Consider the following 13,005-nt stretch of genomic DNA (forward strand, 5'->3'; position numbering starts at 1 on the left):
TAGAGATGATAGTTTAAACTTACTCATATCCTCATGATAGCTGACTATTTAATCAGATATGAGTAGATTTAGGTAGATATTTTGATTCAGTTACTAGCCCCTACACCCTTACACCCTTACACCCCTACACCCAGTCCTGATGACAGATTCTGTGCGTAAGTCCTGTTTGTCAAATATCTCCAGTTTTCATTGCCTGGTCAGGAGGTAAGTTAACATTTGTGGCTAAACCTATAGTTTTCAATAAAGCAATTTCCCACCAAGTCACATCAATTTCCCACCAGCGCCAACCGCACTTGGCTACATGAGGATAGGCATGATGATTATTATGCCAACCTTCGCCATAGGTAAGAATAGCTGCCCACCAGAGGTTACGAGAATTATCATTGCTTTCAAAGGTGCGGTATCCCCACATATGGGTGACAGAGTTGATGAACCAGGTAGTATGCCAGAGAATCACTGACCTCACGACCATGCCATAAATGACAAATGACCAGCCGCCCAGGGCATAAAGCAGCAATGCAACGGGAATTTGCAACAGCAAAAAGTAGCGATTCAGCCAGACATAAAAAGGCTCTCGGACTAAATCAGGCGCAAATCGCTGATAAACCTCATAATCAAAGAATTCAGACCGAGGATAGAAAATCCACAGGATATGACTCCACCAAAAACCTTTCCGGGCAGAGTAGGGATCTTTATCTTCGTCTTCAGTATAAGCATGATGTAAACGATGGCCAGCCACCCAAAAAATAGGACCACCTTGGATGGATAATGCACCTAAAATTGCGATCGCATATTCTAACCACTTGGGTACTCGAAAACTGCGATGACTCAACAAACGATGATAGCCTAAACAAACTCCGACACTGCCAAACAGCCAGTGGAGAAACAAGGTTACACCCACAGCACTCCAGGAAAAAAACCAAGGAGCTAACAACGCTAAGGCATGAATAGTACCGAAAAATGCTACCGCCACCCAATTCAGTCGTAGAGGTTGGGGGTTTTCTGGTAGATGTGATGAAAGATTCAATGTCATAAATAGGGAACAGGGAACAGGGAACAGGGAACAGGGAACAGGTGACAGGTGACAGGTGACAGGTGACAGGTGACAGTTAACAGGGAGCAGGGGAGCAGAGAGTAGGATAGGAAACTCTTTACTCATAACTCCCCACTCAATACTCAATACTCGGTACTCAGCACTCAGCACTCAGCACTCCAATTACCCATTCACCCAATCTTGGGGTTTCAGGAAGACTTCAGTGAGTTCGGCTTCGGGGCTTCCTGGTTCTGGTTGATAGCCGTATTCCCAGCGTGTTAGGGGTGGTAGAGACATTAAAATAGATTCTGTCCGTCCGTTGGTTTGCAAGCCGAAAACTGTTCCTCGGTCATACACCAGGTTAAATTCAACATAACGACCCCGACGATACAATTGGAATTGACGTTCGCGATCGCCATACTCCATTCCTTGTCGCCGTTCCGCAATGGGCAAATAAGCTGGTAAAAATGCTTTACCGCAGCGGTTGACAAATGTAAACATATCTTCCCAGCTACGAGATACTGGCCCTACTTCTTGGCTGTAAATTGCTGCTGGAGTATCTGTTTTAGAACCCACGTAAAGCCTACCGCTGGCATCTTGATAATCAAAGAAAATACCGCCAATACCCCGTTGTTCCTGACGATGTTGTAAATAAAAATATTCATCACACCAGCGTTTGAACGCCGGATAATATTCTGAATGGGAAGCATCACAAGCATCTTTTAAAGTTTGGTGAAAATGTACAGCATCTTCAGCAAAGGGGTAATAAGGCGTTAAATCAGCCCCACCACCAAACCACCAAATGGGGCCAGCTTCAAAATAACGATAATTGAGGTGTACTGTAGGTATGTAAGGATTCCGAGGATGTAGTACCATCGAAGTCCCAGTGACAAAGAAGTCATGTCCGGCTGCTTCTGGGCGTTGGGTCAAAATTGCCGCAGGTAAGCTATCTCCCCAAACTTCTGAAAAATTCACACCACCTTGTTCAAATATCCGCCCTTCCCGAATTACACGGGTGCGTCCTTGACCACCTTCGGCTCTGTCCCAGAGGTCTTCATGAAAACGCGCTTCTCCATCAAGTTGTTCCAACCCAGCGCAAATTTCATCCTGTATGTCTAGCATAAACTGCTTTGCCCGCTGACGGGAATCTACAGGTGGTGTATTGGTTGGAGGTGAAAGCACGATTGTTTGATTAGTGAATTCCCGCAGATGATTCTCTGAATGACGACCCATGTTGAAGACCTCTAAATTTTTGAGTAAGAGTATTTAAGAAGAACAGGACTTACGCACAGAAGTTATCTGTTAGGGCTGGGTGTAAGGGTGTAAGGGTGTAGGGGTGTAGGGGTGTAGGATTTTCGTCTCTTCAACCTTGATTTATCCACCACTTTACCCCTTTGTCAAAACCCTTAATTTTTCGTTTTTCTGCGTAAGTCCTAAAGAAGTTGAAGAAGTTCTTTGGTTTCGATTAATAACTATATAGCTATTAAACTTAAAAACCTAACAATGTTTCAAAACTTAATAAATGCCAGCAATTCCTTGCCCTGTTAACTTTTCCGGCGCTAGATGGATAAACCTAAAGTTTGCTTAAGGAATGTAAAAGTTTTAGATCCAGTGCTTGATTTATTAGGAATTACAGTTAATATAACTTGATAGCTATTTAAGTATTTAAGAGATTACTAGAGGAATCATGGTAAATACCCTACCCAAGCCAGGAATTAAAGCCCCAGCGAAAGAAACCGTACTCACACCCCGGTTTTACACTACAGACTTTGAAACCGCCGCCAGCATGGATCTTTCCGCCCAAGAAACGGAATTACAGGCGATGTTGGCAGAAATGCGAGCAGACTACAACCGCCATCATTTCGTGCGGGATGAAGAGTTTGAGCAGTCTTGGGAACATATTGACGGAGAAGCACGCCGCGCCTTTATTGAATATTTAGAACGCTCTTGTATTTCAGAGTTTTCTGGGTTTTTGCTGTTTAAAGAACTATCTCGGAAGCTAAAACAACGTAGTCCCCTACTGGCGGAAATATTTCAACTGATGGCGCGTGATGAAGCCCGTCATGCGGGATTTCTCAATAAAGCGATGGGCGACTTTAAACTTTCTCTAGACTTGGGTTTGGTGACTAAAACCCGCACCTATACCTTTTTCCCTATTGAGTGGGTGCTTTACACCGTCTATTTATCAGAAAAAATTGGTTACTGGCGTTACATCATTATTTATCATCATTTACAAAACCATCCAGAACATCAGTTTTACCCCATTTTCCGTAAATTTGAGAGTTGGTGTCAGGACGAAAACCGACATGGGGATATATTCAAGGCATTATTGCGATCGCAACCTAAACTCTGGAAAACTTGGAAATCAAGACTTTGGAGTCGTTTCTTCCTGTTATCGGTATTTGCTACCCACACTTTAACAGTTCACGAACGGTCTAGTTTTTACCACTTACTGGGACTTGACCCCACAGACTTTGATCAACAAGTGGTTCGCAACACCAATGAAACTGCGGGACGGGCTTTCCCAGTCATGTTGAACACAGAACATCCCCAGTTTTTCCCACTTCTGCAACAATGCTCAGATTACAACTTGAAAATAGTAGAAATTGAGCGTAGTTCTGATTCTAAATTAGGGAAATTGATCCGCAAACTACCTTTAATAGCGGGAATTGTTTGGAATCTCCTACTCATCTATTTGATTAAACCGATTGACACAGAAGAATTACGGGGAACGGTGCGTTAGAATCACTTAAGATTTGGGTTGATTTAAACATAGCGCAACCCAATCTAGCTGATACAAAATAATTGATAATTGATAATTGATAATTGATAATTGATAATTGATAATTGATAATTGATATAGGACTCCTATTTGATTTTTGAACAAGCTGTAAACAGTAAACCGCATCTTATCAACGATAGAGTCTCAGTATATTGAACAAGAATCAAACCGGATGCCTATAGTAGTTTATAATTATCAATTGTCCATTATCAATTGTCAGCAACTTTACCATCAGGCATCATTGCCCCTTCCAAATCAGCATCTGTCAGAATTGCTCCTGTTAAATCTGCACCGCGAAGATTAGCCTTTCGCAAAATTGCACCACTGAGATTTGCATAACTCAAATCTGCTTTTTGCAAACTAGCCTCAGTTAAATCAGCCGCCATATCGCCCCACTGTATTCCTCGGCTCAAATTTGCCCGACACAACTTTGCTCCGTCTAAATTGGCGTGATAAAGTGAAGTTGCCCTCAAATCAGCATAACTTAAGTCTGCTCTAGTCAAAACTGCATATCCCAAGTCGGTTAGCTGGTCGGAACTGGGACGAAAATCTGCTTTAATTAGCAGCGCACGAGAAAGCTTTGCACCATGTAAATTAGCTCCACATAAACTAGCTTTGACTAAGTTGGCTTCATCTAAACGAGCCTGAGTTAGCTTTGCACCAGTCAAATCAGCTTCCCGCAGAATGGCGCGGTACAAATCTGCTTGACTCAAATCTGTTCCCCAAAGTAGGGCTTCACTTAAATCTGTCTCCCGTAAACAAGCTTGGCTAAAGTTGGTTTTTCCCAAGCGTGTTTGACGTAAATCACCATAGCTAAAATCTGCACCGCTGAGATTGGCATTAGTTAGCTCTGCTTCTAGGAGATTCACTTGCTGAAAGTTGCGTTCTCCAGTAAGATAACTGGTTAAAATTTCATTTACATTCATAAATACCAATTTGTGATTGGACATTGACAAGAGGATCTGGACAATAATAAAATTATTTACTAGTAAACTAAATAACTTTTTAGTTATTTTAGCATTTCAGTTCTAAATTACCTAAAATAATCTATTTTATAAGCTGCTGTTAATTAACAGTTAGTTATAATGCTAATTAGTTATTAAACAATTCTTGTGCGAAAGATTGAGTTTCCCTATGCCTAAAACCAAGCTATCCAAAGCTGATCCTGCTATTCTCGCGGCGGTTGCTGACTATTTCAAGGTGCTATCGGAAGGGAGTCGGCTACAGATTTTGACCTGTTTGAAATCAGGTGCAATGAATGTGATGGAGATTGCTGAGGCGACTGGTTTAGGGCAAGCTAATCTATCTAAGCATCTGAAAGTATTAACTCAGGCGGGGATTTTGTCTCGTCAACCCAAAGGTACGAGCGCCTTTTATGAGATTGCGGACCCGATAATTTTTGAGCTTTGTGAGTTGGCGTGCGATCGCATTACAGAACGAATGTTACAACAAGCAGAAAGCTTAAAAGCTCTTCGCAACAAAAGTGGAGTTTTTTGAAAGAACCACAGGTGACAGGTGACAGGTGACAGGTGACAGAGTTAAAAGTCTTTGAGTGTCTTAGTTTTGTCATCTGTTGTAGAAGCAAATGAATGGGACTTAAAAAGCAGCAATTAAACATTAACAAGTTGCTAATCTTTCAGCGGAGATTCCTTGCGAATTAAGGATGCGGTAACGGTTGGGGTCAAATTCTCCATGAACAGTTATCAGTAAAGCTTGAATTAAAGCTTGTGCTTTGAGAATAGTTTCTGTAAATTCTGCTTGTGGTTCAGATAAAGCCACAATTCCACCTCCTATGCCGATAGAAGTTTGATGAGGAGTGAGTATTGCAGTCCGAATCACAATATTTAAATCTGCTGCACCATTCAATGCCAAAAATCCCATTGCACCAGAATAAACACCCCTGGCTTCTTGTTCCAATTTATCAATAATTTGCATGGTTCTAATTTTTGGCGCACCTGTCATTGAACCACCAGGAAAAGCCATACGGATACAATCAGTTGCTCCCATATCTGGAAGTAAATAACCGCGAATAGTTGATACAAGTTGATGGACTGTTTCATAAGTTTCTACATCCATCAATTTAGGAACATGAATGCTACCAACTTCACAAACTCGACCTAAATCATTGCGTAACAAATCCACAATCATCAAATTTTCTGATTTGTCTTTTTCGCTATTACGTAAAATTTCCCTTAATATCAAATCTTCAGCGGGAGTTTTTCCCCGTGCGATAGTTCCTTTAATTGGCTTAGTTTCCACCCAACCTTGAGAATCAATACTTAAAAATCTTTCTGGAGAAGAACAAGCTATAGCCACATCACCAAATCGGAGAAACGCTGAATAAGGTGCAGGGTTAACTCTACGTAAAGTACGATAAAACGCCAACGGTTCAGGAATTGTATTTGTATACAAATGATTAGTTAAACAAACTTGATAACTTTCACCTTCATCAATTTCTTGTAAACACTTTTGAATATCATCTATATAATTTTGGTGAGAACGACCTAATCTAAAAATTACAGATTCTTTAGTTTGAGGTAAGATTTTATGTAAAGGTGGTAGTGTACAAAACTGGTTCTCAATTTCCTCAAACCAAACTTGTGCGAGATGGGATTCGTATTTTTTTCCTAGGTATAGAAGATAAATATTTTTTTCTTGATGATCAAAAACAATAATTTCATCAGCTAAAATAAACATTGCATCAGGAAGTTCGGATTCATGTACTAACTTTGAGCCACATTCTGCCTTGAGTTCATAACCAAAATAACCAACAAAACCGCAGTTAAAATCAAAAGGTAAATTATCAGTTTGGCAGCATCTTTGTGCGAGTTCTTTTTTTAGATAATCAAAAATATGTTCTCTGTGTTTTGTGACTTTACCTGCTTGTGTAATAGTAATTTCTTGATAGCGAGTACGATATTCAACTAATAAACTATTTTTTCCACTACCACCACCCATAAACGAAAAACGAGCAAGACCAGGCTCAACGCGACTACTATCTAGCCAAAAGGCGTTTTTTTCCTGTCTGAAAAGATGATAAAATACCTGTTCTGCTTCAGGATAAATATCTATTTTTTTATGAAAAACTTGAAATGTATGATTTGTTTTTTGGGTTGGATAAGAAATAGGAAAAGATGTAAATTTTTGAGGTAGTGATTGTTGATGGTAAAAATCTAAAGTAATTTTTTTAAAATTTTCAAGAATATTTTTACCATATTCAGTACAAATAGATTCAGGATGAAACTGCACACCCCAAAACGGTAAATGACGATGGCGCAAACCCATGATAATGCCTTCTTCAGTCCAAGCTATTTTTTCTAAGCAACTTGGTAAATCGTCAGCCAGAATCAAAGAGTGATAACGTACTACTGAAAAAGGATTAGGAATATTCTTAAATAAATCTGCACCATTGTGATAAACCTTACTCAATCTTCCATGTCTAACTTCTGGTGCATGAATCACTTTACCACAATATAAATAACCGAGTCCTTGATGACCACGACAACCACCAAGTAGAGGCACATTTATATTTTGAATTACCTGTTTACAAATACCAAAATCTTCAGGTTTTTCTGGACGACCAGGTCCAGGAGAAATTACTACATTATCAAATTTTAATTGTTTAATTTCTTCCCATGTAATTTTATCATTATGAAATACTAGCGGAAGTTCTCCATTGACTTCAGCAATCAATTGATATAGATTTAATGTGTATGAATCATAGTTATCAATTATCAGTGTTAGCACCTTGAATATTTCCTTGTTATTTTAATTTTTACAGCAGAATCTATGTATTAATATCACAATCTAAAAACTTTACAGTTGCCATGTTATTTTATTACTTTCTTACCTTGTGACTTAGTGCAGGAAAATAAATATTTAATTCATATATCAAAGAATGCTTGTAACTAGAGATTCAAATATTACTCAACTTCTTCTACAGGCAAAACATCATGAAAATAGTCGTAGTCAACATAGCGATTACCATCGGGTGTTTGGTGCATAATATCTACAAATCTCCTATTCCATAGGATATCATTAGCACCATAATTATGACGAGCATGAACAACTTGTGCAACTGTTTCGTCAATTCCACTAATAGAAACCATCAATAAAGAATTGGTGTGCTTGAGTAATTCTGGTGTCATTCCATAGAGAGGGCTAGATTCATCAATAATATGCATTACTAACCAGGATAACGAAAAATTTGGCGTTTGATGGCGGACAAGTTTGAGGTCATAAATTCGACGCATGGAATGTCCTTCTGCTGTAATTTCATCGCGCATTAAATACATTCGCATCTGTGCTTCTAAAATCATATTGCGACGCTGGTTAGCAGTGCGGAATGTTAGCGTGGGAATTCCTTCATGGGTTGTAATTACAGCTACACGACTAAACATCACACGGGCAGTTGGTCGAGAAAAACGCGCAAATGCTAATCCTGTCATCATCGCAATTCCTACCACACCAATCATAGCTTCAATGGTAACAATGACATTGGCATAAGCTGTTTTTGGATACATTGCACCGTAGCCAATAGATGCTAAGGTTTGCACACTAAAGAAAAAAGCATCTGAAAAAGACCCTGGTTGAGCATTAGCTATACAATCTCCACCTAATAAGTACGCAAAAGCAAAAAAAGCATTAATAGCTACATAAAAAATACAAATCAGCAGCAAGAAACCAGTCCAAGGAATGGTTAATAGTAGATGGTAAGGATCACGCCAGTAAGAATGCCATGCACCCATACCCATGATCTCAAACTGTCCATTGTTGTTCTTGATATGAACTCTGGGAATTTTACCTTTTTTTTGCTGCTTTGAGATTTTATATAATCGCAGTTTCATGGGCAGTAAATAAAAGCCTGATAAATGATAGTATGACTAGAGTTGAATGCAGCCATAACATATAAATCTAGTGGTTATATATTCCTGATGAATCGCAATTTTTGGATTACTGCTTTAATTGCCTTTGTTAACTCCCTGAGTGTGACGATTTTAATTCCTATTATCTATCTTTATGGCAAACAATTTGGTCTGAGTGATTTTCAAACCAGTTTATTATTTTCGACATACTCCATAGCGCAGTTTTTTGCAACTCCTGTGATTGGTAAATTGTCCGACCGTTTTGGACGGAAACCTTTACTAATCATCAGTTTAGCAGGAACTGTCATGGCTAATTTGATGGCGGGAACTGCCTCAACAGCAATTTTGCTGTTTTTTGCGCGATTCTTAGATGGTATCACTGGTGGTAATATGTCTGTTGCTCAAGCAGTGATTTCTGATATTACCAGTCCGAAAGATCGCGCTCAAGCGTTTGGTATTTTTGGGGCAGCGATGGGGCTAGGCTTTGTTTTGGGGCCTGTTATGAGTTTATTAGCACAACAAATTTCTTTAGGTGCTGCTTTTTTAGCTGCTGGTGGAGTTGCATTTGTAGCTTTGTTAATGACTATTTTCTTTCTACCAGAAACTATACAAAATCAGGGGCAAAAATCTAGCAATATATTTGATTTAGGTTTAGGAAATTTAATTAAAGGTCTAGTGATGCCCAAAGTAGGTATTTTGCTGTTAATTAATTTCTTGATTGGGACAACTTTTACTATGTTTACCTATGCTTTCCAACCTTATTTTATTAAAGTTCTACACCAAAATAGTCAGTCTTTAACTCTTTTGTTTTTAAGTTTTGGCACAGTAGGCGTAATTATGCAAACCTGGGGTGTCTCTGTAATGAGTAAAAAGTTTGATGTAGTTAAAATATTATTTTTAGGTTTATTCTTTCGTAGTTTGTCTTTTGTATTAATGCCGATTTGGAATAATATTGATTATTTTATTGTTATCAGTATCTTATTTTCTATTTTTAATTCTCTAGTTCAACCAATGATTACTACTTTAATTTCTCTCAATGCCAAACCAGAAGAACAAGGAACGGTTTTAGGATTAAATGCTTCTTATTTGAGTATTTCTAATGGTATTGGGCCTGTGATTGCCGGTTTGATTGTCCAGCAATCTCATCCTATAACCTATGGATATCCTTTATATTTAGCAGGAGGTTTAACATTTTTAGTTTTAGCTTTTGCAGTATCTATTCGTAAAAAATACACCCCTCGTAATTCGTAAATAAGCAGTAAGCATTCAGCCGTCAGCTATCAGCAAGAAAGAAAAAACATCAATACTCATCTGTAATTTTCTTCCTATTTCCTATTTCCTATTGTCCGTATGAGAACAACGATTAAACCATTCTTGATATTTTTGCTGTTGGGATTCATTCTCTACTAAGATTGTTAGTTTTATTTGTTGACAGCCATGATTTTTTTCTAGTGATATTGCATTTAAAAGTAAACTCGCTATTTTGGGGGAAACAAAGTCACCGCTAACTATTAAACCCTTGCCTACATGAGAACTTGCTGGAATTTCATCTCTTGTTAATTCAGTTAATTCAACTCCATAAATTTCACCTTGTCCTAAATCAATTTCTGCTAGTTGTTGATGTTTTGGACTAACTTGTTCAACAATCAATTTTTCCCGACGGATGGGAACTTGGATGAACTCTGTTTCAATTTGCTTACGAACTATCACCTCTCCTACTTTTTGTTTGTTCTGCTCAACAAACACTCTTTCTTCTAGAAGAGGAATAATTTTTTCTTCCTCTGCTATCGGGTGATGTTCTAATATTTGCTGTTCCCCTGGAGTTTCTGAGGTGAAATATTCAGGCATATAGAAATCCTCAAGATAGCAGTCTAATTTTATAATGTAAATGTAAGGGTTTAGCATTGCTAAACCCCTACTTGATTATCTTTCTTCAATCGGTAGATTAGGAGCATTCACATCTAATTCTTCCCGACGTATAGTGGTTTGAGTTTCCACTGTATCTTGCTCTACAACTTTTCTAACACTCACCTCTTCCCGAACAAAGGCTTCTTTGCGAACTTCTGGTGTTTCTTCATAGATTTCCATGTGAGCAACCTCTCCTTCTCGGAAGTTAGCTTCACTAGGAGAAACTACTCTACCAGCATCTTTAGGTGTGGTGCGTTCAATAACAATGTGTTCTCTTTCTACGGGTACTGAGACTCGTGCAGTTTCAGTTTCTACGTGCTTACCAACGGTTACATCCCCCATTTTTTGGCGGTGTTTACTGGTAATCAGCCTTTCTTCATACAATTTCAGATTTTGATGATTTTGCTCATTTAACCCGTATAACTCCGGTTCGTGTTCATAGCGGTAGGTATCAGGGGTATAGGTAGGTGTAGATGTAGTTACGGGAGTAGTTACTGGTCGAGAAATAACGTCTACCCCTGTTTTCTCTACAGGTGTTGGTGATTCTACAGGTGCTGATGTTTCTAAAGTTGGCGTAAGATACTGGGGATTGCGATATACCCCGCGTACTCTTTCTTCGTAATCGTAATTTGTGTCAGCTAGACGTTCGTTAAACTCTGGTAAATCTTCCGCTTGTTGTCTTGTTAAACCAACAGCGTAAACACGCTTGCTTCCATAGTCAATACGACTACGACCAATGGGAAGTAAGACTTTTTTACCAAAAATCCAGAAGCCTAAGTCAACTACTAAATAACGAAAATGCCCTTGTTCATCAACTAAAACATCATGAACAGTACCAATTTTTTCGTCTGTTCCTTCTGTATAGACTCCCAGACCTTTAATTTCATTACCTTCAAAAGAATCTCGGTATTGAGGATCAAAATCTTCTAATTTGTAAAGTACCATTATATTTTTCCTCTAACTATCATATAATTTCTTGCATTCCTACACTATAAATTCATTCACTTTTATGCCTCTTTCTCTTGAATGAATTTAATTTTGATGGGATTATCAACTGATTTCTGGTTAATACTCAGATTTGCAACGGATTGATGCTGAATTTAAGGAGCGTGATGGCTGATTACACCATTTTCTTGTAAATTAAAATCACCGGAGGTATTAATATCTAATTCTTCCCTGCGAATGATGTCTTGTGCTTCCACCATATCCTGGTCTACCATTTTTCTCACTCGCACTTCTTCCCGGACAAATGCTTCTTTATGAATTTCCGGTGTTTCTTGATAAACTTCTATTCGGGCTACTTCCCCTTCTTGAAACTTGATTTCATTCGGATCTACTACTGTACTTGTAGCTGTGGGTTGCACTCTATCAATTACTATCCGTTCTTTTTGAATAGGTACTCTCACGCTGGCTGTTTCAGTTTCAATGTGTTTACCAACAGCTACTTCTCCGGTTTTAACGCGGTGTTTCTCAGCAATTAAACGTTCTTCATATAGTCTGAGAGTTTGATGATATTGTTCATTTAAGCCATATAAACTTGGCTCTTGTTCATAAGTGTAACTTTCCCGCTCATAATTCATTGTACTGATGGGAGAGCGATAAACACTGCGTACCTGTTCTTCATATTCTTCATCAAGAACGATGTTTTCTTGATACTCAGGTAAATGTTCTACTTGCTGTTTGCTAAGACCATCGACATAGACACATTGGGCTGGATAATTAATGCGAGCTAGTCCAATAGGTAGTAAGATTTTTTTGCCTACGCCATCCAAGCTTGTATCAATAACTAAATATCTAAACCGCCCATTTTGGTCAACTAAAACGTCCGCAACTGCACCAACTTCTACTCCTCCTTCAGTATAGAGACGCAAAGCCTTAATATCGTCTCCTCTAAAAGTTTCTCGATAATCTGGGTCAAATTCTTCAAGTTTATAAAGCGGCATTATTATTGTCCCGTGTTGATGAATTTATACTCCTAATCATAGAAATTATCTGGTTAATTTTTCTCTAGCTAATGACTGAATTTTGGTGAGATTTAATATAGTTACTAGCTCATACTTTGAGAAAAAATTTGCAAATATCTATCAATTATTATCTCCATAGAAAGATATCTAATTGTAGGGGGGCAGAAGGCAGGAGGCAGGAAGCAGGAGGCAGAAGGTTGCAGAAGGTTGTAGGAAATAATTCTTTCCTTTGGCAAACTGGCAAAAGGGTTTAAAGCTCCTAAATTTATTGATGAAAAACAAAAAAATATGTATTTAGAGACGCACAGCGCAAGAAATACTACGCCCATATTAAATCCCCTCAATTTATTTATAGGGATTACCTCCTGCCTCCTTACACCCTTAATAGTTGACGCTATTATGTATTTATATTGATGTAAACAGTGAATTTTTTGTTACGTTCGATACTAAAAA

11 protein-coding genes are annotated in these 13,005 nt (G+C 38.5%); 3 read left to right on the plus strand and 8 right to left on the minus strand.

Features of this window, described 5'->3' with window-relative positions; all coding sequences use genetic code 11:
• Positions 1-169: 169 nt before the first annotated feature.
• On the minus strand, positions 170-1,033 hold the full coding sequence (locus tag A0J48_RS16075) for an acyl-CoA desaturase (RefSeq protein ID WP_200324723.1): 864 nt from the start codon (positions 1,031-1,033) through the stop codon (positions 170-172).
• A gap of 183 nt (positions 1,034-1,216) precedes the next feature.
• The gene (hemF, locus tag A0J48_RS16080) at positions 1,217-2,266 is read right to left on the minus strand and encodes an oxygen-dependent coproporphyrinogen oxidase (protein WP_200324725.1); all 1,050 of its coding nucleotides are present in this window, start codon (positions 2,264-2,266) and stop codon (positions 1,217-1,219) included.
• Positions 2,267-2,720: 454 nt separating this feature from the next.
• On the opposite strand from hemF, the gene acsF reads away from it, so the two are divergent.
• A complete protein-coding gene (acsF, locus tag A0J48_RS16085) occupies positions 2,721-3,776 on the plus strand; it encodes a magnesium-protoporphyrin IX monomethyl ester (oxidative) cyclase (protein ID WP_200324727.1) in 1,056 nt (351 codons plus the stop codon).
• Between the two features lie 248 nt (positions 3,777-4,024).
• On the opposite strand, the gene hetL is transcribed toward acsF, so the two are convergent.
• Complete coding sequence (gene hetL, locus A0J48_RS16090) at positions 4,025-4,741, minus strand: heterocyst differentiation pentapeptide repeat protein HetL (RefSeq protein ID WP_200324729.1); 717 nt, start codon at positions 4,739-4,741, stop codon at positions 4,025-4,027.
• 208 nt (positions 4,742-4,949) lie between these two features.
• On the opposite strand from hetL, the gene A0J48_RS16095 reads away from it, so the two are divergent.
• Positions 4,950-5,312 carry an ArsR/SmtB family transcription factor gene (locus A0J48_RS16095; RefSeq protein ID WP_200324731.1) on the plus strand — a complete coding sequence of 121 codons (363 nt, stop codon included), beginning with the start codon at positions 4,950-4,952 and terminating at the stop codon, positions 5,310-5,312.
• 120 nt (positions 5,313-5,432) lie between these two features.
• Here the strand turns inward: A0J48_RS16095 and pabB are convergent, their stop codons facing one another.
• A complete protein-coding gene (gene pabB / locus A0J48_RS16100; RefSeq protein ID WP_200324733.1) occupies positions 5,433-7,562 on the minus strand; it encodes an aminodeoxychorismate synthase component I in 2,130 nt (709 codons plus the stop codon).
• A gap of 176 nt (positions 7,563-7,738) precedes the next feature.
• Positions 7,739-8,662, minus strand: a complete 924-nt coding sequence (locus A0J48_RS16105) for an ion channel (RefSeq protein WP_200324735.1) — start codon at positions 8,660-8,662, stop codon at positions 7,739-7,741.
• 87 nt (positions 8,663-8,749) lie between these two features.
• On the opposite strand from A0J48_RS16105, the gene A0J48_RS16110 reads away from it, so the two are divergent.
• Positions 8,750-9,931, plus strand: a complete 1,182-nt coding sequence (locus A0J48_RS16110) for an MFS transporter (RefSeq protein ID WP_200324737.1) — start codon at positions 8,750-8,752, stop codon at positions 9,929-9,931.
• A gap of 81 nt (positions 9,932-10,012) precedes the next feature.
• On the opposite strand, the gene A0J48_RS16115 is transcribed toward A0J48_RS16110, so the two are convergent.
• The 3 genes from A0J48_RS16115 to A0J48_RS16125 all read right to left on the minus strand — a co-directional run bounded on the left by A0J48_RS16115 (position 10,013) and on the right by A0J48_RS16125 (position 12,531).
• Complete coding sequence (locus A0J48_RS16115; protein ID WP_200324739.1) at positions 10,013-10,528, minus strand: DUF2382 domain-containing protein; 516 nt, start codon at positions 10,526-10,528, stop codon at positions 10,013-10,015.
• A gap of 75 nt (positions 10,529-10,603) precedes the next feature.
• The gene (locus A0J48_RS16120) at positions 10,604-11,533 is read right to left on the minus strand and encodes a DUF2382 domain-containing protein (protein WP_200324741.1); all 930 of its coding nucleotides are present in this window, start codon (positions 11,531-11,533) and stop codon (positions 10,604-10,606) included.
• A gap of 155 nt (positions 11,534-11,688) precedes the next feature.
• Entirely contained in the window at positions 11,689-12,531 is an 843-nt protein-coding gene (locus A0J48_RS16125; protein WP_200324743.1) for a DUF2382 domain-containing protein, read from the minus strand.
• Between the last annotated feature and the right edge of the window lie 474 nt (positions 12,532-13,005).

This window comes from Sphaerospermopsis aphanizomenoides BCCUSP55, from assembly GCF_001586785.1.
In the GTDB taxonomy this organism is placed as follows: domain Bacteria; phylum Cyanobacteriota; class Cyanobacteriia; order Cyanobacteriales; family Nostocaceae; genus Sphaerospermopsis_A; species Sphaerospermopsis_A aphanizomenoides_A.